The organism is Winogradskyella marincola, assembly GCF_029624125.1.
GTDB lineage: Bacteria > Bacteroidota > Bacteroidia > Flavobacteriales > Flavobacteriaceae > Winogradskyella > Winogradskyella marincola.
Map to the genome: position 1 here is coordinate 113600 of NZ_JARSBN010000002.1, position 24843 is coordinate 138442.

A 24843-nucleotide genomic window follows, 5' to 3' on the forward strand; every position below is an offset into this window, starting at 1 on the left:
ATCGCTTATTACGATCTAAGACATAGGTAGCATGTGTATTAGCGCGCTTAGAACAAAAGACTAAACGCGCTTTTTTTTATTTATAACGTTCCTCGTTTTTCTTGTTCTCTCTCTATAGATTCAAACAATGCTTTAAAGTTACCTGCACCAAAACCTCTTGCTCCCATACGTTGAATAATCTCGAAGAATAACGTTGGTCTATCTTCAACTGGCTTTGTAAAAATTTGAAGCAAATAACCTTCCTCATCGGCATCTATCATTATACCAAGTGATTTTAAGGTTTCAATATCCTCTCGCAATTCGTGACTAAACTCTTCTAATCGTCCTGGTACAGCTCTATAATATTCTTCTGGCGGAATAGACAAAAATTCCACTCCTCGTTTACGCATATCTGATACCGTTTTTATAATATCGTCCGTTGCAACAGCTATATGTTGTACTCCTGGTCCTTCGTAAAAATCTAAATATTCCTCAATCTGTGAACGCTTTTTACCTTCAGCTGGTTCATTAATTGGGAATTTTATTCTTCCGTTGCCATTACTCATCACTTTACTCATTAATGCTGAGTATTCAGTATGAATTTGCTTATCATCAAACGATAAGAAGTTAACAAATCCCATAACGTCTTCGTACCATTTTACCCAAGTATTCATTTCGCCCCAACCTACGTTGCCTACCATATGATCTACGTATTTAAGACCTACTGGCTCAGGATTATAATCTGACTCCCACTTTTCGAACTTAGGCATAAAGACTCCGTTATAATTTTTGCGCTCTACAAACATGTGCACGGTTTCGCCATAAGTGTAAATTCCTGCTCTTACAACCTCCCCAAACTCATCAGTTTCTACTGTTGGCTCCATATAAGATTTTGCACCACGTTTTGTGGTTTCTTCGTAAGATTTGCGAGCATCTTCTACCCAAAGTGCTACAACTTTAACACCATCACCATGCTTTACGATATGATCGTTAATTGGATGCTGAGAATTTAATGGTGTAGTTAGCACTAATCTTATCTTGTCTTGCTTTAACACATAAGACACAGTGTCTTTACTACCCGTTTCTAAACCTTTGTAAGCATACGACTGAAAACCAAATGCTGTTTTGTAAAAGTGAGCAGCCTGCTTGGCATTACCTACATAAAATTCCACATAGTCTGTTCCTAATAAGGGAAGGAAATCTTGTGCTCCTTCAAATATTTTTTCTAATCCGTAGTTTACTGATTTTATTTCTTTACTCATATCTTTTTAGAATAGAGAAGCTAGAATAGAGAAAAAAGATGACTTATAATTTATTTTGAAAACTCATTGTCATTTTTTGAAACTCTGCTATTTTACCTTCAAGTGATTTTAATTGTTCTTTATTTAAATAATTTCTTTTGTTTGCTATTATTAGTTGCGTTTCAAGTTCGAACGATGAACTTAATGAAATGTCTATAAAATGAGAAAACGACTTGTCTGTTCTTGAAGAACCCTCAGCAATATTGCTTGGAATTGAAACTGAACACCTGTTAATTTGAGATACCAACCCAAATTTTTCTTCGTTTGGAAAACTTTCAGTTGCTTTAAAAACATCATCTACAATCTCCATCCCTAAACTCCAAATCTTTAGATTCTTGTAGTTATGTCTTTTCATATACTCATTTCTATTTTCTCGTTTCTAACATCTCAACTACTCCAGCCACGATTTATAATAATCCTCATCGGCAATTTTTAAGGCATCTTCTGTAACCTTTAACGGCTTAAAAGTATCTACCATAACGGCCAATTCATCTGTTTTTACTTTACCGATACTACGCTCCATAGCACCTGGATGCGGACCATGTGGTATACCTGCTGGATGCAATGAAATATGACCTGCTGCAATATCATTCCTACTCATAAAATCGCCATCAACGTAGTACAACACCTCATCACTATCTATATTACTGTGATTATATGGTGCTGGCACAGCCAATGGATGATAATCGTACAAACGTGGCACAAAACTACACACCACAAAAGCATCAGTTTCAAATGTTTGGTGTACTGGTGGTGGTTGATGCACACGACCTGTTATAGGTTCAAAATCATGTATAGAAAAAGCATAAGGGTAGTTATAACCGTCGTATCCAATAACATCAAAAGGATGCGAAGCGTAAACCATTTCTATAATTTCGTCTTGCTTTTTTATTTTTATTAAAAAATCACCAGACTCATTATAAGTTTCCAACTCTTGTGGCTGACGCAAATCGCGCTCACAAAATGGTGAGTGCTCTAACAACTGACCGAACCAGTTTCGATAACGTTTTGGTGTGTATATTGGTCTGTAAGACTCTACTATAAATAGACGATTATCTTCGGTGTCAAAATCCATTTTGTAAATAACACCTCTTGGTACTAGTAAATAATCTCCGTATTTAAAATCTAAATTACCCAACATAGTACGCAACTTACCTGTGCCTTTGTGCACAAAAATAAGCTCATCCGCATCTGTGTTTTTATAAAAATAATCTCTTGTAGATTCTTTTGGCGCAGCCAGTATGATGTTACAATCGCTATTAGTCAACACTATTTTTCTACTGTCTAAATAGTCGTTTTCTGGCTTTACTTTAAACCCATGCAAACGGTATGATTGCATGTTATTTGCTTTAGCAATTTTTGGGGCTACACTATATTGCTTTCTTATTTCTTTTACTTGCGTTGGTCTTTGCTCATGGTAACTATTGGTTGACATACCATCAAAACCTATAGTACCAAATAACTGTTCGTAGTAAAAGCTGCCATCTGGTTTTTTAAACTGCGTGTGGCGCTTTGGTGGAATTTTTCCTAATTTATGATAAAATGGCATTTTGTTTTCGTTTAATTGTTGATTTGTGTATTCGTTTAATTATCGTAAACGAACAACGTTTTAAAGGTACAAAAATTAAGAGATTTCTGGTTTAACAGAAAAAACAAAAAGGGCGTATTTATTCTGGATTCCTTTTGATAAGGAAATGTAAATGAAGTTTAAGATTTTCCCAGAATGGTGTCATTGTGATACAAAGTTTATAAAAATTAATTTAAAACCAAAACCCTAGATTAAAAAACCAATAATCTTCTCCTGTTTCTGGTGAGTATGTGTACTTAGCTTCTAATGGACCAATAAAAGTTTCTAGAGAGTAACCCAATGCATAACCTGTATAGTCTGGTGACGAAAACCAGTTGCCTGTCTCAAACAACCCATTCTCAACATTAGCATAGTTTGCGGCTAAAATTATATGATGATTTTTTAGCCACTCATAATCTAATGTAAAACAAGATTTTACAAAACTATTACCAGCTATATCAAAGAAATCGTAACCGTAGAAACTGTAAAAATTATTTATAAAATTATCCGCATATCCACCTAGTGCAAAACCGAGTGTAGATATTGAATTATCCCCTAAAGTAAACCCTCCACTCGCTTCAGTCTTTAGAGCAACTTTTTTACTAAAACTAAAAGCATACCCTAAATCTGCCTTTGCTATAGAAAAAGGTTCAAAACCTGAAATAAAATCTGATGCATTGAGATACCAATGAAAATCACCACTGAAATAAGCTCCATTTTTAGGAAAAACAGGATGACTGTAACTATCATATTTTAACTTTCCGAATACACTAAAATAGTCAGTATTTTCAAACACAAAATCATCTTCCTGATTTTCTGACAATAGCGTTTCTGATGTTATTTTTAATCGCTTATGTTCACCTCCTAAACGCAAAGAAAAGTCTTTTCTAAAGAGCGTCTGTAAATAGATTTGGTTTGTAAAATCCTGAAGTTTTGCATCAATTTTATTTAAATTATCTAAGAGTGGCGAGTCTTCTTCTAATGCTAACTGAGGGTTTATATTTTTACCAAATTGATTGAAACGAGACTTTAAACCTATACTTATATAAAACCCTTTATCTATAAAATAATCAAGGTTAAATCTAGAGTTGTCTCCAAGTATAACATCTAATGAAGCTATATCATTATCAAAAAGCAACCGTTTTTTTGTAAGATTTGCCAATATAGCACTCTTATACAATCCGTCATAATGGATGCCTAACTTTAAAAACGTTGAAGCTTCAGACTCTTGTATTTTTCCAAGAAGCCTATACTTATTTACACTATCTGTTGGCTCTAATTGATATCTAAACGTATCAAAATTATTAGTTGCAATGACATTATTTATTCGTTTTTTAAAATCGTCATAGCTCAATGTTTCATTGCCTCTTAACTTTAATTTCCCTAAAAGATAGGATCTTGTATAACGCTCATTCCCGTTTATAGCTATAGACTCAATTTTAAGGCTATCTATAATTTTTAAATAAGACCTTTCAACAGTACTTTTTTGTGATTTTTTAATATCATTAAGCGCGACTAAATGATCTAAAGCGGCTGCTTCTCCGTTAGCAATAATATCTTCGCCTTCATCAAAAGAAAGCACCGAAAAATTAGCAATATCTGGTTTTATGTAAATATCCACCATTGGCGCCTTGTCTTTCATGGCGCTGATAGTTCTAAAATTATTAATCTGTAGTAATATTTCTGGCGCACTCTTTAAGCCGTCTCTATCTCTTAAATCATCTTGCACGTCAACACCTATAATAATATCCATGCCTTTTGCCCTTAACTCCTCAACAGGGAAATTATTAGTAACTCCACCATCTATTAAAATCTTATCTCCTATAACAACAGGTTGAAAAACAGAAGGCAAAGCACCACTTGCCGTAACAGCTTCTGCCAATCTGCCTTTATCTAAAATTAGAGACTCACCTGTTTCAATATTGGTAGCCACACAGAAAAACGGAATCGGCAGTTTTTCAAAATCTCTAACCTCATTAACGGGAAGCATTAACTGATACAATAAATTATATACATTTTGACCTCTTGACAAACCAGAAGGCAACTTAATTTTGAAATTATCAAAAGGCAGATTTACCGCATACTTTTCTTCACTTTCTCGCTCATAAAAAGATTTTGACTCTCTAGGAAACTCATCATTAATAAGCTCATCAAAATCTACAGTATTGAATAAATCTTCTAATTGCTGACCAGAATATCCTGAAGAATACAGAGAACCTATTATAGCACCCATACTTGTACCTGCTACATAGTCTATTTTTATACCTAAACTATCTATTACTTTTAGAGCACCAATATGAGCAAAGCCTTTAGCACCACCTCCACTTAGCACTAAACCTATCTTTGGTTTTTTAGCCTCCTGGGCATTTACTGTATTATTCCATAAAAACACATGAAGCAATAACAGTGCACTAAAAATTATTTTAATATGATATGTTAGGGAATTTTTCAACTTATTCTTTATGATAATAATTATACACTTTACTTGCTCTAGACACACCAACAACTGCCTCTAACTCATCTAACTTAGCATTGGCAATTCTCTTAACGGTTTTAAATTGCTTCATTAAATCGATAATGGTTTGCTCACCAACACCTGTAATATTTTCGAGCTCGGTTTTTAAAGCTCCTTTACTTCTTCTATTCCTATGATGTTCTATCCCAAAACGATGTGCTTCGTTACGTAATTGCTGTATTATTTTTAGTGTTTCGCTTTTTTTATCTAAATATAAGGGAATTGGATCATCCGGATAGAATAATTCTTCTAAACGTTTTGCAATTCCTATTATAGCTATCTTTCCTCTCAAGCCTAAAATATCCAAACTTTTTAAGGCTGATGACAACTGTCCTTTACCTCCATCTATAATAATTAGCTGTGGCAATGGCTCATCTTCGTCTAGCAAACGTTTGTAACGTCTATATACCACCTCTTCCATTGATGCAAAATCATCTGGACCTTCAACCGTTTTTATATTAAAGTGACGATAATCTTTTTTGCTTGGTTTTCCGTTTTTGAAAACCACACATGCTGCTACCGGATTTGTTCCTTGGATATTTGAGTTGTCAAAACATTCAATATGTCTTGGTTCTTCAGATAAACGTAAATCGGCTTTCATTTGTGCCATTATTCTATTAGCATGACGGTCTGGATCTACTATTTTTATTTGCTTTAGTTTATCCATTCTGTAATACTTTGCATTACGCTCTGATAAATCTACAAGACCCTTTTTATCACCTAGCTTTGGTATAGACACTTTTATATCTTCACCTAAATCTACTTTAAAAGGCACAAATATTTCTTTAGAATTAGAATTGAAACGCTGTCTTATTTCAGTTATAGCAATTTCTAACAACTCTTTATCAGATTCCTGTAATTTCTTCTTCAGCTCTAATGTGTGAGACCTTATGATAGAGCCATAACTTAATTGTAAAAAATTGATATAAGCATACGTCTCATCACTTACAATTGAAAATACATCGACATTGCTAATTTTTGGATTAACGATTGTAGATTTTGCCTGGTAGTTTTCTAAAATCTCTAGTTTCTCTTTTATTTTCTGAGCATCTTCAAACTGCATCACCTCAGCATATTGTCGCATTTGCACTCTAAACTGCTGTAAGGAATCTTTAAAGTTTCCTTTCAAAATTTCGCGTATAGCCACAATATTTGCATGGTATTCTTCTTCGGTCTCATAACCTTCACAAGCACCTTTACAATTTCCTAAGTGATACTCTAAACAAACTTTATATTTACCAGCTTCAATTTTTACTTCCGACAAATCATAATTACATGTTCTTAATTGGTATAACCCTTTAATTAAGCCAAGTAGGGTTTTTACGGTTTTCATACTAGTGTATGGTCCAAAATATTCAGATCCATCCTTAATAACACGTCGAGTTGGAAAAACTCTGGGAAACCGTTCATTTTTTACACAAATCCAAGGGTAAGACTTATCATCCTTAAGCATTACATTATACTTAGGCTGATACTTTTTTATAAGATTATTTTCTAGCAGCAAAGCATCGTTTTCTGTCTCCACAACGATATGCTTTACAGACGCAATATTTTTTACCAAAACACGCGTTTTACCATAGTCGTGATGTTTTGTAAAATAACTACTTACACGCTTCTTTAAATCCTTTGCCTTACCTACGTAAATCAACTTTTCGTCTACATCAAAATACTGGTAAACACCAGGTTGATGAGGTAAGGTTTTTATTTGTATTTCTAAGCTGGTTTTTGGCATTATATCAAAGGTAACAATAAGATATTTTTTTTATGTTTTTTGAATAAACTTTATAACTATCTTGTGCCACTTTTTTAAAAACTAATATAACTATGAAAAAGGTTTTGGGACGAGTTGATAAAATTGACTTCCCGCAATTACATCTTAATGAAATTGATGTAAAAATAGACACAGGTGCTTACACTTCTGCTATACATTGCTCAAAAATAAGAGAAGAAGACGGCAAGCTTTATTGCACCTTTAAAAGCAAAGGACATCCTAACTTTAATGGTAAAGAAGTTACTTTTAACGAGTTTACATTTACAGATGTAAAAAGTAGTAATGGTCATAAAGAAAACAGGTACAAAATAAAAACAACTGCTATATTCTTTGGAAAAACTTATAAGATTAACTTAACTTTAAGCACTAGAGACGACATGAAATTTCCGGTCTTAATTGGCCGTCAATTTTTAAAACAAAAATTCTTAGTCGATGTTGACTTAGAAAACCAATCGTTTAAAAAACACAACTAATGAACATTGTCATTCTATCGCGTAATTCGCAATTATACTCTACACGCCGACTTATTGAAGAAGGTGAAAACAGAGGCCATGATGTCGAAGTTATAGATCCGCTTAAGTGCGATATTATAATAGAACAAGAAAAACCAACCATATACTACAAAGATCGTTACTTAGATTATGTAGATGCTGTAATACCTCGTATTGGTGCTTCGGTAACTTTTTATGGCTGTGCTGTGGTAAGACAGTTTGAAATGATGAATGTCTTTACAACCGTAACTTCAGACTCTATTATAAGAAGTAGAGATAAGCTACGTAGCTTTCAGCGCCTATCTAAAGCTGGTGTTGGTATGCCTAAAACGGTTTTTACAAACTACTCTCGCGATGTTGAAGAAGTTTTAGACCATGTTGGCGGACCTCCTGTAATTATAAAGTTATTAGAAGGTACACAAGGTCTTGGCGTCGTTTTAGCAGAGTCTAAAAATGCTGCAGAGTCTGTATTAGAAGCTTTTAACGGACTACAAGCAAGAGCTTTAGTACAAGAGTTTATTGCAGAAGCTAAAGGTGCCGACTTAAGAGCTCTAATTGTTGATGGGCAAGTTGTTGGCGCGATGAAAAGACAAGGTAAAGAAGGCGAGTTTCGCTCTAACTTACACAGAGGAGGCAGTGCCAATCTTATAAAACTCTCTGATGATGAATTAAAACTAGCCATAAAAGCAGCTAGAGCATTAAAGCTTCCTGTATGTGGAGTAGATATGCTACAATCTGCCAGAGGTCCTTTAATAATGGAAGTTAATTCTACACCAGGACTAGAAGGTATTGAAGGTGCTACACAAAAAAACATAGCAAGAGCTATTATTACTTATATTGAAAGAAATAGAAAGTAAAAAAAATAACTAACAAGATTCTCTTTTTACGGGAAGTATATATGAGCGAAAAAGAAGTACTAAATATCTTAGGAAAAAAAGTAGCTTTAGGCGAAAGTGCTAAAGTAAGTTTTAGCGTTGCCAAACTTCACACACAAAATACCATTGAAGTCCCTGTTATTATTGAGCGATCTAAAAAACCTGGACCTATAGTATTAATTACTGCTGGTATCCATGGAGATGAAGTTAATGGAGTTGAAATTGTGCGTCAAATAATTTCAAAAGGCATTAACAAACCAAAAAAGGGAACAATTATATGTATTCCTGTAATTAATGTTTTTGGGTTTATACACATGGATAGAGAATTTCCTGATGGCAGAGACCTTAACCGCGTCTTTCCGGGAGGAAAAAGCGGCTCGCTAGCAAGTAGAGTTGCTCATAAATTAATGACCGAAATAGTGCCTCATGCAGATTTAATATTAGATTTTCATACAGGTGGAGCAGATCGTTTTAACGCAGCTCAAATTAGAATTATTAAAAACGATGTGGTCTTAGACGAGCTTGCTCAGATTTTTGGCGCTCCAATAATCTACTATACCAAAAACTTAAACAAATCCTTTAGAAACACGTGTTATAAACTTGGCATACCAATGCTTTTATTTGAAGGTGGCAAATCCTTCCATATAGATAATAACGTTACCAATACTGGTGTTAATGGTACTAAAAGAATTTTGAACCACCTAGGCATGCTTAATAGAAACTTTAAAGTTTCTAAGCCTAAAAAAAGCTGTATAAAAATATTAGACAGCAAGTGGATTAGAGCCAACCACTCTGGCATGTTTAAGGCCTCTGTAGATGTTAACACATTTGTAAAAAAAGGAGATGTTTTGGGGCACATTACAGATCCTTATGGTAGTTTTAATCATTTTGTAAAGGCACCTAACAACGGTTACATTTTTAACGTTAATGAATCTCCAATAATTTATCAAGGAGATGCTATTTTTCATATTTCTACAAAGCTTCAACAATGACGAAATCTGAGGTACGCAAACAATATAAAGCTTTACGAAAATCACTTAGCTTAGATCAAATTGACGACTTCAGTCTTGCCATTGCAAACCGATTACTACAACTTGATATTTGGAACAAATCCTTCTATCATATTTTTTTATGTATTGAAGAACAAAAAGAAGTAAACACAGAATACATCTTAAATATTCTAGCAGGAAAAGATAAAAACATAGTAATTTCTAAAAGTAATTTTGAAGATGCTTCTATGACGCATTTTCTTTTAACAGACAATACTACTATTAGAAAAAACGACTACAACATTCCTGAACCTGTAGATGGTATAGAAATAAACTCAACTCAAATAGACGTTGTTTTTGTACCCCTTTTAGCTTTTGACAACACCGGAAACCGAATAGGCTATGGCAAAGGATTTTATGATCGGTTCTTAGCAAATTGCAAACCCGAAACCATAAAAATTGGTTTATCTTTTTTTGAGGTTGAAGCGGAAACCTTTGAAGCTTCCGTAAATGATATTAAACTAGACTATTGTGTAACTCCTGATCGCGTGGTTCAGTTTTAGAAATAGACTCTTCCTTAAAAGCTTTCTTATTAAACACAATCAAAATACCAATTCCTGTACTTATGGCAACATCTGCCACATTAAAAACAGGATCAAAAAAAGAAAATGCTTTCCCTCCTACTAAAGGTAACCAGTTTGGTAATTGGCCACTCCAAATCGGGAAATGAAGCATGTCTACAACATTACCATAAAACACATCTGTATAACCTCCTTCTTTTGGCAAAAAAGTAGCAACCTGCATATGACTATCGCTAAACAAAACTCCGTAAAAAACAGAATCTAATATATTACCTAAAGCACCAGCAAATATTATAGAAATAGCAAATATTAATGTTTTAGATTTTTTCTTTTTGGTAACATCTACCAACCAAAAACCAATACCTGTAACAGCTACAATTCTAAAAAGCGTAAGAATAAGCTTTGCTGACTTATCTGAAATAAAGGTAAAAAAATCACTCAGTTTAGTTCCCCAAGCCATTCCATCATTTTCTATAAAATCAATTTTAAACCATGAAAACACAGTAACGCCATCATTTAGGGCAAAATGTGTTTTGATATAAATTTTACTGATTTGATCAACCAATAAAATAAGAATAATAATTATTGAGGCTTTTTTTAATGACATACTATATTCCTGCGAAGGCAGAAATCTCTTAATATTAAACAATAAAGCAAAAGTAATGGTTTATTCTTGTCTTGCAACTGAATAAGAACATTGATGTTCTTAAGCTAAACACAATAGAAATAAAACAAAAGACCTCACAGGTTTTAAAAACCTGTGAGGTCTGTATATGAATTTATTTATAAGCATACTTTTAGATTCCTGCTTTCGCAGGAATTTGCTACTTCTGCATATTCTTAGCTTCGATACTAAGCGTTGCGTGCGGTACAAGCTTTAATCGCTCTTTATTGATTAACTTCCCTGTAACTCTACAAACACCATAAGTCTTATTTTCTATTCTAATCACAGCATTTTTAAGATCTCTAATAAACTTTTCTTGGCGAATAGCCAATGCCGAATTAGACTCTTTACTCATAGTTTCACTTCCTTCTTCAAAAGCCTTGAATGTAGGCGATGTATCGTCCGTACCATTATTATGGTCATTCATATAAGCACTTTTTATTAATTCTAAATCGTGCTCAGCTTTACTTATTTTTTCTTGAATTAAAACTTTGAATTCTTCTAAGTCTTTATCTGAATATCTATTTTTAGTATCTGCTGCCATAGTTTTTTAATGTTTTTGGATGAATAATTTGGTATTTACTTCATCAAAAGCAATTTCTATACCATTGTTTAAATTATCCATTAATTTTAAATCTTCGGTTAAGGTTTCAGATTTGATATACTCCTCGTTTGAAGCGATTGCAGCTGCAACTTGTGCATCATTTTGCAGTTGAACATCAATGCGGTCTGTAACTTCAAATCCAGAATCTTTACGCAAATTTTGAATACGGTTTACGAGCTCACGAGCAATACCTTCCTTTCGTAATTCTTCTGTGATTGTAACATCTAAAGCTACCGTTAAAGCACCTTCATTAGCAACTAGCCATCCTTCAATATCTTGAGATGTAATTTCAACATCCTCAAGTCCTAAAGTAATGTTTTTTCCATTAATTTCAACGTCTAAACTTCCGTTTTGCTCAATTTTTTTGATGTCTTCAGCCGAAAACGCACTTATTGCGCTGGCTATCAACTTCATATCCTTACCAAAACGTGGTCCAAGTGCTTTAAAATTTGGTTTTATTTGCTTTACCAAAATATCCGAAGCGTCTTGTAAAAGCTCTATTTCCTTGATATTCACCTCGTGTTTTATCAAACTTGAAACGGCTTCTATCTCTTCCTTTTGTTGGTCATTATCAACAGGAATCATTATTTTTTGAAGCGGCTGACGCACCTTAATCTTCTCTTTAGCTCTTAACGATAATACTAATGATGATATTGTCTGTGCGTTTTCCATTTTGCGCTCTAACACTTTATCTATAGCACTTTCATCTGCCTTAGGAAACTCTGCTAAATGCACACTCTCAAATCCTTCTTTTTGGGTAACTGCATTAAGGTCTAAATACAATCTATCCATAAAGAATGGCGCAATTGGTGCACCAAGCTTAGCGATGGTTTCCATACACGTATATAGCGTTTGGTATGCCGAAATTTTATCGGCTTGGTAATCGCCTTTCCAAAAACGTCTTCTACTTAAACGTACATACCAATTACTTAGATAATCTTGAGTAAAGTCTGAAATGGCTCTCGCAGCCTTTGTTGGCTCATATTCGGCATAATATTCATCTACCTTTTTAATTAAGGTATTTAATTCTGAAAGAATCCAACGGTCTAATTCTGGTCTTTCATTTAGAGGAATATCTGCCTCTTCATATTTAAAACCATCTAAATTGGTATATAAACTGAAGAATGAATAGGTATTATATAACGTTCCGAAGAACTTACGTTTTACTTCCTCTACACCTTCAATATCAAACTTTAAATTGTCCCAAGGGTTGGCATTGCTTATCATATACCAACGTGTTGCATCTGCTCCGTGATTTGCTAAAGTTTCAAATGGATCTACAGCATTGCCTAAACGCTTAGACATTTTTTGCCCATTCTTATCTAAAACCAATCCGTTAGACACTACATTTTTGTATGCCACAGAATCGAAAACCATTGTTCCGATAGCGTGCAATGTATAAAACCAACCACGTGTTTGGTCTACACCTTCTGCAATAAAATCTGCTGGAAACGCTTCTTTCTTATCAATGAAATCTTTGTTTTCGAACGGATAATGCCATTGTGCATAAGGCATAGAGCCAGAATCGAACCAAACATCTATTAAGTCGCTTTCGCGTTTCATCGGTTGACCTGATGCTGATACCAATACAATTTTATCAACTACGTTTTTATGTAGGTCTATTTTTTCATAGTTTTCTTCAGACATATTACCAACCTCGAAGTCTGCAAATATATCTTCAGACATTACACCTGCTTCAATAGCTTTTGCTATTTCACTTTTTAGTTCTTCAACAGAACCTATACACAACTGCTCTTTACCATCTTCTGTTCTCCAGATTGGTAATGGAATTCCCCAAAAACGTGAACGTGATAAGTTCCAATCGTTAGCATTAGCCAGCCAATTACCAAAACGCCCTTCGCCTGTTGATTTAGGTTTCCAGTTAATTGTGGTATTCAGCTCGTGCATTCTACCTTTTACGTCAGTGACTTTAATGAACCAAGAATCTAACGGATAATATAGAATTGGCTTATCTGTTCTCCAACAATTTGGGTAGCTGTGCTTATATTTTTCAACCTTAAAGGCTTTATTTTCAATTTTTAATTTAATGGCAAGCTCTACATCTACAGATTTCTCTGGTGCTTCACCATCATTGTAATACTCGTTCTTTACGTACTTACCAGCAAACTCGCCCATTTCTGGTCTAAAACGTCCTTGCAAATCTACAAGTGGCACTAAATTACCATTATCGTCCTTTACCAACATTGGTGGAATTTCTGGTGTAGCTTGTTTTGCAACCAAGGCATCATCTGCACCAAAGGTTGGCGCTGTATGCACAATACCTGTACCATCTTCAGTAGTAACAAAATCTCCAGAAATTACTCTAAAGGCATTCTCAGGATTATCGTTTGGCAACGCATAGTCTAGCAATTGCTCGTACTTAATACCAACTAAATCTTTTCCTTTGAATTCTTTAACGACGTAGAAAGGAATCTTTTTATCGCCTTCTTTAAATTCAATAAGTTCAGGCTTGGTTTCTACTTGCTTGTATTTTCCATCAAACTGTTTACCGACAAGACTTTTTGCCAACACCACATTCATTGGCTTGAATGTGTATTGGTTGTATGTTTCAACTAAAACATAATCAATCTTTGGACCAACAGTTAAAGCAGTGTTACTTGGTAAGGTCCAAGGTGTGGTCGTCCAAGCTAAGAAATGAATATCGCCTTCATCTTGAAGAAAATCTGGCAATGTTTCTGCTATGGCTTTAAACTGCGCAACAACTGTAGTATCTGTAACGTCTTGATAAGTTCCTGGCTGGTTAAGCTCGTGCGAACTTAAGCCTGTACCTGCTTTTGGCGAATATGGCTGAATGGTGTAGCCTTTGTACAACAAATTCTTATCATAAATCTGCTTTAACAACCACCAAACACTCTCCATATATTTGGATTTGTAGGTAATATATGGGTCATCCATATCTACCCAATAACCCATTTTTTTGGTAAGGTCGTTCCAAATATCTGTGTAACGCATTACAGCTTTTTTACACGCTTCGTTGTATTCTTCAACCGTAATTTTAGTTCCAATATCCTCTTTGGTAATGCCTAATTCTTTTTCAACACCCAACTCTACTGGCAAACCGTGTGTATCCCAACCCGCTTTACGCTTTACCTGGAAACCTTTCATTGTTTTGTAACGCGGAAAGATATCTTTTATAGCACGTGCCAATACGTGGTGCACGCCTGGTAAACCATTGGCAGAAGGTGGTCCTTCAAAAAACACGTAAGGCTCTTTGCCTTCTCTGGTAGTTACACTTTTTTCGAAGATATTATTAGCTTCCCAATAGCTGTTGATGTCCTCAGCAACTTTTGGCAAGTTAAGTCCTTTGTATTCAGGGAACTTTGTACTCATTATTTACATTTCTTTTCGAGGCACGAAATTAAGGATTTATGCGTAAATGATAAGTCTTAAACCCAAAAAAAGCTACCAGATTTGTCTCTGGTAGCTTTTTTTTTTAGTTATTGTAATGAAAACGTTATTCCACAATTACTTTTTTGGTAATTGTACTATTTCCATCAGATAATTGCACAACATAAACACCACTCGTGTAATTTACTGTGCTTAAAGTATATTGAGTACTATATGCTTTTAAAGTTTGCGTTAAGATCTTACGTCCTTGGATATCGAAAAGACTCAATTCTGTATTATTTGCCATAAGACCTTTTATAATTATTTGATCTAAAGCATTATTACTAAGTATATCTATACTTTCTAGATTAGTCTCATTTACAGACAATGCATTATTTTCAAATCTTAAATAAAAACGTCCAACACCTGTTAAATTTACACTTGGTGTAAAGGTATAATCATTTGTATTTAATAATGTAAAGGTATTGGTTTGAGCATCCTCTAAATATACATTTGAAGTGATGTTTGAGTCCACTAAACTTATCGTTAATTGCTCTCCTTGTGCTGCATTAACACCAAGTGGTACAATGGCGTTATTAGAAACATCATCATGACCTATTGCCTGTATAGCCATACTTTCTCCCAAGTTACCTTCTGCCAATTCTGAGTAGATAGAAAAGGTTGAAGACACTCCTCCTAAATGTGCAGCATCATAACCTGTATCTAAACCTAAACTTGCATTGTTTGTAATATAGAAATCGGTAACAAAATCATTAGTGCTTGTGCTCAACTTTATTCCTGCATAAGAAATTGTATTAGCCGATCTGCCTGGAATAAAATCGTCTGAAGATCCATTAGCTCGCATTGAAGGTGTAAACGTTATATTTCCACCACCAGACTTTGAAGACACAAAGAAACCTTGACCTGGAGCTATCAAAGCATTTGGGTTTGCATCAGAATAACTCAAGTTCCAGATTTCCCAATTGCTACCATCTCCATCATTTGCATCATAACCATAAACACCTGCTGTTTGAGTTTCAAACTCTGACATGTTAGCTGCTAAGAAGTCTGATAATTTAATATACGACGTATATGGATTACCTATAAGATTCCATCTTTGATAAGCTGGTCCTGAATTTGCTATAGCCACATCTGCCTGATCCGTTTTAACAGATCCGTTAAACGTAAATGTACTAGCGTTTGTTGAAGCTGTTCTGTATCCGCGAGCTGCTTCTAAATTAAGAACATCTGATGTAGAATAGGTAAGATAATCTCCTGTAGATTTATCAAAATGTCCAAAGAGATATAATGTTTCGGCAGCGTTCATATAGATATTACTGTTATTAGCAGTAAAATCACTGAAGCTTTCTCCATTAACTGGCGGAGCTATTAAATCATTTCCGTTAGTGTTTGAATTTACAAAACGATGGTATTTTAAATTACCTGTAACACTACCTTCTACTAATAAACTTGCAAATTCATTTGAATCTGAATTTAAAACAAACTCTCCATTATTAACAATATTACCGTTAACCGTAACTGAATTTGCTTTATCGATATTTAATGTTGCGCCAGAGGCTACTCGTACATTATTTACATTTATATCTGAAGTTACATTAAAAGTACCATCTAAAACAAAAATGTCTTCTGTAGCTGTTAAGCCGCTTGGTGGATTTGGTGACCATGTACTGCTACTATAAAGCAAGCCACTGAAAATATTGATAATATAATCTTCGTACTCGCCTCCATTATTCCCATCGTAGTCCATTTCACAAGAGTCATTTGGTGTCCAATAAGTTCTTGATGCTACACGCATACGTGTATTACCAGACAATGCTGATACAGGTACTGTAAAACTACCTGTAATCATAGAGTTATGAGGGAATAAATCATCTCCATCTGTAGTACCCCAAACACGCTCACCAGAATCACCGAAATCTCCATCTTGATTAAAATCAATCCAAATACTATGACCTGATGTTTTGTTCCATGAATGCGTATTTACCAGTGTTATTTCAATATTAAAATCATCACCAGTTCTTAGGTTCGGAATTGCTAATCCATCATCTGTATGGTCTGAATATCCATTTACATCATCATTTTGATTACTTGAGTTCGACAAGATATTAGTGTTTCCTGAATCGCTTAACTGAAAATTACTCATATAAAAATCATCCGGATAATATGCAACTACTGGATTGCAATAATTAATTGCTGTAGTTGTAAAATTAACCAGTGAACTGTATGCAGATTCTCCTGTACCACAATCTGCATTAACTTGTAGTTCGTAATCTGTAGAAAGGGTTAAACCAGAAATTACAATTGAGTTTGTAAATGCTGTTTCTGTTATCCACGAGGATGCTCCAACCTCTCTATATCTTACATTAAAAGTTACATCACTTATATCATCCCACGAAACGTTAGCCGTTGTTGTACTCGGTACAACATTTAAGCTTGAAGGTACTGCTAGTGTATTAACCGTAACATTTTGTGTTGCTGTATCTGTATTAGTTCCATCATCAAAAGTCCATGTTATGGTACCTGACTCTCCTGGATTATATGTTACAGCATCTGTTGTTGTTGCTGTTACTTCTACACAAGCATTATTTATTAACGTAGGAGCTTCAACAGTAATACTACAATTACTTACAATATCATCTAAAGCTGGTGCCACAAAAGGACTTGGAGAAGCATTTGGCTGAACTGTTATGGTTGCAGTACATCTGCTTTCATTACCATCATTATCAGTTACTGTTAGTGTAACTTCTGTGGTTTCACCAACATCAGAACAGTCAAAAGTATTATCATCAATTTCTAACGAAGCAATACCAGCAGATCCACCTGTAGATCCGTTATTGATATCTGAAGCTGTAATTGAAGCTGTACCATAAGAATCTAAAGTAACCGTTATATCTTGACAGTTTGCAACTGGTGGATTAGAAACTAAAGCACCAACATATTCTATTTTTACAATCATACCAGGATTTGCAACAGATACTCCACTCGTAGATGAAGGACCCGAAGTACCACCTCCATTATCTGTAACCGCATAGATTGTTAATCCATCTGGTGAAATTGCCAAATCTCTATATCTATCATTAGAAGAATGCCACTCATCATAGACATCACCAACAACATCATCTCCATTAGCAGAAAGTTTTGCTCTATAAATAGTACCTTTCTTTAAAGATGTTACTAATAAAGATCTTCCCCATCCTGGGATATTTCCATTTTCATGGATATCTATACTTGAAGGCGCAACCGTTGGCCATGTAAACCAACCACCTGAAGGATCTGTTGCTATAGTACTATTATACGTCCCAATTGGTGGCTGAAAATTAGCTGGAACATCATTTGCCGTAGGATAAGACTCATACTCCGTTGCAGTCTCGGCGCCTGCAGGACAGTTATGGTCGCTAAAAGAACCAGCATTACAACCACCTCCTAAAGAAGACCAATTACAATAAGTGTAAGCCATATTATCATAATAACCTGCTATTTCTGGCCATCCGTAATTTTTTCCTTTTTCTACAACATTAATTTCATCATCTACTTTTGCTCCATGCTCTGAGTTAAAAAGTGTACCATCGGCGGCAAAAATAATACCCTGAGCATTTCTATGTCCATAAGTATAAACATGACTCTGAACACCATCAAGAATTGGATTATCTGATGGAATGCTTCCATCTAAATTTAAGCGCAGCGTTTTTCCTGGATAATTATCATAATCTGTAGAAGAGGTAGGTAAAACCTGAGATAAAATTGGGTCACAAGAGTAATCAAACTGATTTGCTCCTTGATCTCCAATTGTATAATACAACTTTAGATCTGGCCCAATAATTAAACGACCAGAATTGTGGTCTGCACTACCAGGTAAGCCTTCTATTATTGTTCCGTTAGCGTCTAACGACGTATCTTCTGATAAACTATTTGTATTATTATCATATACTAACCTTACAATTCTTAGTTTAAGACCTCCATCACTGTAAGTGTAAGCTGCATAAACATAATTGTTAGTTGTAGTAGTTATATCTGAGTACAATGCAGGATGTATTGCCATACCCATAAGACCACCTTGCTTAGCATTTGCCACTTTACTTGACAAATCTATCATTACACTAGGTGAGCTTGTATATGCATTAGGATCTACTCTAACTATTTTTTCACCAACTCTTTCGGTAACCCATAAATAATCGTCTGGACCGTATGTAATTTCCCAAGGGTAATCTAAAGCATTGTCTGGTGTTATTTTAGTTGTGCTCCAATCTGAACCGTTTGTTGTTGCTGATGAGCTTGGAGAAAAAGGGGTTTGAGCTTCAATTGAGATAAAATAAAGAAAGAAGCTAAGGAGTAAAAATCTTTTCATTTAGTTTATTGCTATGTTAGTTATATGAATGCGATTAATTAATAATTATTTTTTTGGTAACAACACCTTTGTTTTTAACAGACAACACCACAACATATGCACCTGCCGAAATGTTGTTTAATCTATATTCACTATAAGTTTCATGATAAACTTGATTTGCTACAGGTAGCTCTTGACCAAGCATATTTATCATTTTCACACTTTCTATGTTTTCCTTTTCTGGGTTTAAAACTACTATTTTGTTTCTTCCCATAGCATAGTAAATCTGTAAATTTTCTTCCAGATTTTCTGAAACAGATAAAGCATCTTCCTCTGTTTGAAAAACAATTTCTAATCTATCATTAAACTCACCACCCTGAGATAAAAACTGATATGCACCCTCTCTAAGATTGTGATATGTATTTGTTAAATTATCTCTGAGGTAAATTTTTTGATCTTCGGAAATATAATCTGTATCTGTTAAGCTTACAGTATAATTATATTCACCAGATGCTTGCAATGCCAATGGCACAACCTTATCATCTGTTATATTGCTATATGCCTGAATTGTATATTTGTCTTCACCCATTAACAAACTAAGATCATCATTATTAGACTCTAGATTTTTTGCTTCAAACCCATAATCAAATTCATCTGAAGTTTGATTGCTAAATCCTAGTAGTAATTCTCTTTTTGTTTGAGGTCCATCCACAGAATTAAATTCTAAGCGAATTCTTTGCATTATTTCTTCTTCAGTTTCTGCCGATACCTCATCTGACTCTGTTGAATTTTGAGAATCTACAGCTCCTCTAAAAAATACAGAACCATTATCATAAGATCCATCCGCATCAATTTCTTTTACAAAAACACGTTGACCATTATTAAACACAACATTACCATCCTCTAAAATCTCCACTATAAAACCCTGTGATACTGGTAAGTATCTTGTTGGAATTTTTGTACCATCCTGATTACCGTTATTACCACCTTCTATTCCAACAAACTGATATGCTCTAATCGAGCCTGTTTTATTGACTTGAGCATATCCTCCATTATATTGATTTAAAACATGAGAAGAACCACTCCACTGTTGCCACAATTGAATTGTACCATCTATTGTACCTTCATTATCATCTATAAACTTATGAATATCTATAGCAGATGGATATGGATTACCTAGCAAATAATCTGTTTTTGTATCTGCTGGTTCTGAGCCAGCTCCTCCTGTATCTAAAACAGGTATTACAATGGTTCCGTTATTTGGCTTTCCTTCAAATAAGTATTGTTGTTCTGAACCTACACCAACACCTTTGGATGTATAACCTACTCCTGAATTTATTTGATCGTAAATATCTATTAAAACCCAGTTAGAATATGTAACGGCATTAATAAATGTAAATAACCAATAAGTACTGATTTTTCCTTCTTCGTGATAAGCATTAGTAAACTCAAAATCATCTCCATTTTGATCCTTTATCATAGAAAGGCTAAAACTTGTATTATTTGCATTATTTGAAGTTGTATTATTATCTGTTATTGTTGTTGCAGATAAACTTCCTACTGGAGACGACCAATAGTTGTACCTATAAAAACTACTGTTTCCTTCTTGCCTTCTTAATATTTTTCCTGATGAAGATGTTACTAAATCACTTTTATTGGTTTGCACTAATTGTGAATCATCTTTTAAATCTAAAGCACCATTAAGCTCTAGATACCAATTGTTTTCAATTTTATTATCACCCAAAACAGTGAACATCTGATTTTCATCAATTAAAAACCCTAAATTGGTATGAGAGGCATTCGATGTTACATTATTTTTTATATGTACAATACTCCAGTCTTTATTAGTCTGTACATCTTCAATATCCCAAACATTACCATGCAACCATGTAGCTTCTGTTGTCCATGGTCCATCAGTATTGGTTACATATGGTAATGGAGCTGTTTGATAATAAATATTCTTAATATTATATAGCTTAGCTCCTGTTCCTTGGTCTAAACTTAGCGTTACTTTATTATCCGTTACATCGTCTTTATATCCATCCATCTTATAGTACTTTAATAAGTTAGTTCCTATAGAATTTTCTGATATATTTTTTGGAATGATTTTTCCTTGATTAAAACTAAAATTTTCATCTAGTTCTTGATATATAGTAGCTTGTTGCTCCTCTTGTGTAAGCGCAACATTAAAAACTCTTACCTCGTCTATTTCTCCTTTAAAATAGTTAGTATCTACACCAGATTGTTTACCTATTGTGAAATTTGAAATATCAGCAGAAACACCTCCATTACTCAAAGCTCCATCTTGTTTTACACCGTTAATATACAATGCCGTACTATCTGAGTTTGTTGTTGCCGATACATGAGTCCATACACCATCTACAACAAGATCTGTAGAGGTAATCACTGCGCTACCATCTAACATTAGTGTTATAGAATTATCGGAATGATTAAGTTGTAAGTAAAAATTGGACTGACCAGCTATAATACCGTTTGTACTTGCATGATTACTTCCATCTGTTTTTATCCATACCATTAAAGAAGCATCACCTGAAGTTAATACATTACCATCTTCGACGTAGTCATTTCTTCCATCAAAATATAATGAGTATGAATCATCTAAATCTCTTGGTGAGCCATAAGCACTATCATTAGTATCAAAACTATCTAAAAGTCCATCTTTATCAGAGTCTGTAGTACCATCAATAATACCATCACCATTTGCATCTAAATGAACATAGATTGTTGTATCTATATCGCTACCATCACTAGGATTGTTACTTGCATCATTACTATCTATATCTAAATAATCTGGCACTCCATCTCCATCTGTATCTAAAGGGTCTGGATAACTAAATGTACCATGATCTGTGGTTGATGCTGTGTCAGAATCATCATCATTATCATCCATTAACGATAATATTCCATCACCATCAAAATCATTATCGTCTATTTTATTGGAATTATCCTCATAGTCTGAGCCTTCTCCCAATCCATCTCCGGAGATATCTACATCACCCAAACCATTATACTCTACATTATCATAGATACCATCATTATCACTATCTAGATCCAAATAATCTGGCACTCCATCTCCATCACTATCCCTTGGCACAAGACCTTCATAAGCATCATGCAAACCATTTCCATTTGCATCTACCCAAGGATTTGTAGTATCATTATATACTGTTGCATCATAGTTATCATCTATTAAACCAAGCTCTACAACATTAGGAATCCCGTCGTTATCATTATCTAAATCTATGATATCTGCAACACCATCACCATCTAAGTCGCATAATGTTTGCTTTACAAAAACATCATCTATTGCCAAATCATTACCTAAACCACCTAGATTAGCATTACTTAACTCAACCGTAAATTGAGTATAAGAAGTTGTAAAACTCGCACTAACCTCTACCCAATCTCCTGCTGGACTTGTTGGCTCTATTAAACCAGATGTTTCTGAAGCAATAACATTACCATTAGGATCGTAAATAGTAATTATTACCTCTGGACGCTCTCTTGTTGCCAGTTCTGAGCTATCTATATCGTCTCTATCTATATTTATAGCATAAAACCCAAACTGAATTGGCACATTTGCAACAGCACCAGAAATAAACTGGTTATAAAAAACACCTGGCTCTTCTGTAGCATTAAAAATTGCCATTCTACCATAAGTATCTCCTGGAGTATGATCTTCTCCAGCGTACCAATAATCTTCGGCCCATTGAGAAATATCTGTATCTATATCATCTGCAACATCATCATCATTTGTAATGGTATAATGTACTGTATAATCTCCATCATTAACACTTGTAGGATTATATGTAGCAGGACATGATCCTGTACCATCTTCATAACAATAACTTGTTGTAACACCTGCATAATTACCATTAATCATAACTCGGTTTTGCCCAGCACCAAAAGTTTCATTAAGAAACACTAAATCCGTAGTTGATGCAAAAGGATAACTTGTACAAGAAAGTGTTTCTTCTTCATCGGTTAAGCCATCATTATCATCATCTATATCTACATTATCAGACACTCCATCACCATCTGTATCTGGAAACGTTTGCGCACCCTCTCCTTCTACAACAAAGACATAAGGGTTTTCTTCTGGGTCATCTGAATGAACACTCAACGTGGCAGAAATTACACCTATTGAGGATGGGTTAAAAGAAACACCAAAAGTGTCTGACTCACCTGGCGCTAAAGTAAAATCGGTAGGAAAAGTAGTAATTGAAAAATCAGCACTCCCAGTTATAGAAACATATGGAGACGTTAAAGTAAGATCTACTACACCATCATTTCTTATTTCAAAAGATCTGTTTAAAGCTCCTGAATTAATATCATATATACCATAATACGTATGATTATCTGTTGAGGTAGAAGTATCACCGTCAAAGATAAAATTATCATTACCTAAAACCTGAATATCTTGAGTGGTGATATGATTAATTATTTCAACCTTATAGTCTTCAAATTCTTCAGGTTGTCCATCGGAATTTCCACATGGTACATTAGAAGACCAATATCTTCTGGCACCAACTCTTAAAACTGTTTCACCTAAAGCTGATGTCGCAGGAATAGTAATATTTAAATTCCCTGTACCCTCTCCATTAGTATCTCCAATAAGCTCGCCAGCATCTACAAAATCACCATCTTGATTTAAGTCTATATAAACTGACCAACCTACATTACTTCCAACAGTTGAAATTGAAGCTGTATAAGTGTTATTTCTTGTTAAATCTGCATAGCCATAGCTAGAATCTAAATAACTTGCATAGCCACCATCATCTCCCGATGTATTGTTTATAGTATTGGTATCACCAACTAAAGTAAAATTTGTTATGTAATGAGAACCTCCTGAATTACTTGTTGGTTCACAATGTCCTAAATTAACAACGATGCTAACTGTCGCTGTATCACAATCATTATTAGCATCGCATAGGTTGTACGTAAAACTATCCGTTCCTATAAATCCTGTATTTGGAATATACTCAAACACACCATCCGACACTTCTGTAACAGTTCCATTGGTTGGACCAACATTTATAGCATAGTCATCACCATCTGTTCCGTCTGAAGTACCGATATTATCATTACTACTTACATCTATCTGATTAGAAACTCCAGATGTACTATCTTTTAAAACAGCTAAAGAATTATCTCTAGCCAAAGGATCTACCAATGTTGCGCCTGTAATATTAAGTGTATAATCTTCGACTTCTGCTCTGTAGTGAAAGTTACAAGCATCTGTAGACATTACTCCTTCATTACCACCACAACTAGAACAGTATGAAGCAGCAATTCTTAAGACCGACGAGCCTGTTAAAGCTCCGATATCTATCGTTATATTTCCTGAAAAAGTTTGAGAAGAGTTGCCATTATTTACATATCCACCAGAATCATAAACCTGCACATAATTTCCTGTACCATCATAGTCTATCCAAAATCGCATTTTGAGATCACCCCAAGTGTCTTTCGTATTAGTTGCAGAAAACGAATACGTATTACCTGCTGTAACATTAACAGACAAAGAAGTATGATCTGAATATTGCCCTTCAGCAATACTATTATTATTTATAGTAGAAGCTGCATCGCCAGTAATTGTAAAATTACTTATACCAAAATTATTCCAGTCTACCATACCAGAAGGCACACACTGAGCAGACATTTTAAATCCAAAAAAAAGAACAATAATTATGCAAGCTAACTTAAAAGTAATTTTTTTCATAAGTAGGCGTATTTACGATTGGTTGAGCCAAATATAGCTTTTGACACATCAATAACCTACTGAAAATCAATAA

Annotated in this window: 14 protein-coding genes; 4 read left to right on the forward strand and 10 right to left on the reverse strand. The window is 34.5% G+C overall.

All coding sequences use genetic code 11. The features are described 5' to 3' along the window. Positions 1-80: 80 nt before the first annotated feature. The 5 genes from hppD to uvrC all read right to left on the reverse strand — a co-directional run bounded on the left by hppD (position 81) and on the right by uvrC (position 7094). On the reverse strand, positions 81-1241 hold the full coding sequence (gene hppD / locus P7122_RS03740) for a 4-hydroxyphenylpyruvate dioxygenase (protein WP_278004440.1): 1161 nt from the start codon (positions 1239-1241) through the stop codon (positions 81-83). Between the two features lie 43 nt (positions 1242-1284). Beyond that, a complete protein-coding gene (locus tag P7122_RS03745) occupies positions 1285-1635 on the reverse strand; it encodes a four helix bundle protein (RefSeq protein WP_278004441.1) in 351 nt (116 codons plus the stop codon). Positions 1636-1671: 36 nt separating this feature from the next. Next, a complete protein-coding gene (locus tag P7122_RS03750) occupies positions 1672-2829 on the reverse strand; it encodes a homogentisate 1,2-dioxygenase (protein WP_278004442.1) in 1158 nt (385 codons plus the stop codon). A gap of 211 nt (positions 2830-3040) precedes the next feature. Then, positions 3041-5299, reverse strand: coding sequence for a patatin-like phospholipase family protein (locus P7122_RS03755; RefSeq protein WP_278004443.1), 2259 nt, complete (start codon positions 5297-5299; stop codon positions 3041-3043). A 1-nt stretch (position 5300) separates the two neighbouring features. Next, positions 5301-7094: an excinuclease ABC subunit UvrC gene (uvrC, locus tag P7122_RS03760; RefSeq protein WP_278004444.1), complete on the reverse strand. Its 1794-nt coding sequence runs from the start codon at positions 7092-7094 to the stop codon at positions 5301-5303. Between the two features lie 92 nt (positions 7095-7186). Between uvrC and P7122_RS03765 the strand changes: the two genes are divergently transcribed. Genes P7122_RS03765 through P7122_RS03780 form a run of 4 tightly spaced genes read left to right on the forward strand, consistent with a single transcriptional unit; the run spans position 7187 to position 10051 of the window. Next, positions 7187-7606 (forward strand): ATP-dependent zinc protease family protein, encoded by a 420-nt coding sequence (locus P7122_RS03765; RefSeq protein WP_278004445.1) that lies wholly within the window; start codon positions 7187-7189, stop codon positions 7604-7606. Next, complete coding sequence (rimK, locus tag P7122_RS03770) at positions 7606-8481, forward strand: 30S ribosomal protein S6--L-glutamate ligase (protein ID WP_278004446.1); 876 nt, start codon at positions 7606-7608, stop codon at positions 8479-8481. Before P7122_RS03765 ends, rimK begins: the two co-directional genes overlap by 1 nt. 41 nt (positions 8482-8522) lie before the next feature. Beyond that, on the forward strand, positions 8523-9491 hold the full coding sequence (locus P7122_RS03775) for a succinylglutamate desuccinylase/aspartoacylase family protein (RefSeq protein ID WP_278004447.1): 969 nt from the start codon (positions 8523-8525) through the stop codon (positions 9489-9491). Next, positions 9488-10051 (forward strand): 5-formyltetrahydrofolate cyclo-ligase, encoded by a 564-nt coding sequence (locus tag P7122_RS03780; protein ID WP_278004448.1) that lies wholly within the window; start codon positions 9488-9490, stop codon positions 10049-10051. The genes P7122_RS03775 and P7122_RS03780 overlap by 4 nt, the downstream gene beginning before the upstream one ends. Here P7122_RS03780 and P7122_RS03785 read toward each other — a convergent pair. From P7122_RS03785 to P7122_RS03805, 5 genes are all read right to left on the reverse strand, one after another. Further along, positions 10005-10676, reverse strand: a complete 672-nt coding sequence (locus tag P7122_RS03785; protein WP_278004449.1) for a lipoprotein signal peptidase — start codon at positions 10674-10676, stop codon at positions 10005-10007. The two genes, P7122_RS03780 and P7122_RS03785, sit on opposite strands and share 47 nt — an antisense overlap. 217 nt (positions 10677-10893) lie before the next feature. Further along, positions 10894-11277 carry a TraR/DksA family transcriptional regulator gene (locus P7122_RS03790; RefSeq protein WP_278004450.1) on the reverse strand — a complete coding sequence of 128 codons (384 nt, stop codon included), beginning with the start codon at positions 11275-11277 and terminating at the stop codon, positions 10894-10896. Between the two features lie 6 nt (positions 11278-11283). Then, entirely contained in the window at positions 11284-14688 is a 3405-nt protein-coding gene (gene ileS, locus P7122_RS03795) for an isoleucine--tRNA ligase (protein WP_278004451.1), read from the reverse strand. A 124-nt stretch (positions 14689-14812) separates the two neighbouring features. Further along, positions 14813-19051, reverse strand: a complete 4239-nt coding sequence (locus tag P7122_RS03800) for a PQQ-dependent sugar dehydrogenase (protein ID WP_278004452.1) — start codon at positions 19049-19051, stop codon at positions 14813-14815. A gap of 34 nt (positions 19052-19085) precedes the next feature. Further along, positions 19086-24770 carry a DUF8693 domain-containing protein gene (locus P7122_RS03805; RefSeq protein WP_278004453.1) on the reverse strand — a complete coding sequence of 1895 codons (5685 nt, stop codon included), beginning with the start codon at positions 24768-24770 and terminating at the stop codon, positions 19086-19088. Positions 24771-24843 lie beyond the last annotated feature (73 nt).

Coding starts and splice junctions, on each gene's coding strand:
- P7122_RS03745 (WP_278004441.1), bottom strand. CDS start 1,635: ATGAAAAGACATAACTACAAGAATCTAAAGATTTGGAGTTTAGGGATG.
- P7122_RS03750 (WP_278004442.1), bottom strand. CDS start 2,829: ATGCCATTTTATCATAAATTAGGAAAAATTCCACCAAAGCGCCACACG.
- rimK (WP_278004446.1), top strand. CDS start 7,606: ATGAACATTGTCATTCTATCGCGTAATTCGCAATTATACTCTACACGC.
- uvrC (WP_278004444.1), bottom strand. CDS start 7,094: ATGCCAAAAACCAGCTTAGAAATACAAATAAAAACCTTACCTCATCAA.
- P7122_RS03775 (WP_278004447.1), top strand. CDS start 8,523: ATGAGCGAAAAAGAAGTACTAAATATCTTAGGAAAAAAAGTAGCTTTA.
- ileS (WP_278004451.1), bottom strand. CDS start 14,688: ATGAGTACAAAGTTCCCTGAATACAAAGGACTTAACTTGCCAAAAGTT.
- P7122_RS03780 (WP_278004448.1), top strand. CDS start 9,488: ATGACGAAATCTGAGGTACGCAAACAATATAAAGCTTTACGAAAATCA.
- P7122_RS03805 (WP_278004453.1), bottom strand. CDS start 24,770: ATGAAAAAAATTACTTTTAAGTTAGCTTGCATAATTATTGTTCTTTTT.
- P7122_RS03790 (WP_278004450.1), bottom strand. CDS start 11,277: ATGGCAGCAGATACTAAAAATAGATATTCAGATAAAGACTTAGAAGAA.
- P7122_RS03785 (WP_278004449.1), bottom strand. CDS start 10,676: ATGTCATTAAAAAAAGCCTCAATAATTATTATTCTTATTTTATTGGTT.
- hppD (WP_278004440.1), bottom strand. CDS start 1,241: ATGAGTAAAGAAATAAAATCAGTAAACTACGGATTAGAAAAAATATTT.
- P7122_RS03800 (WP_278004452.1), bottom strand. CDS start 19,051: ATGAAAAGATTTTTACTCCTTAGCTTCTTTCTTTATTTTATCTCAATT.
- P7122_RS03765 (WP_278004445.1), top strand. CDS start 7,187: ATGAAAAAGGTTTTGGGACGAGTTGATAAAATTGACTTCCCGCAATTA.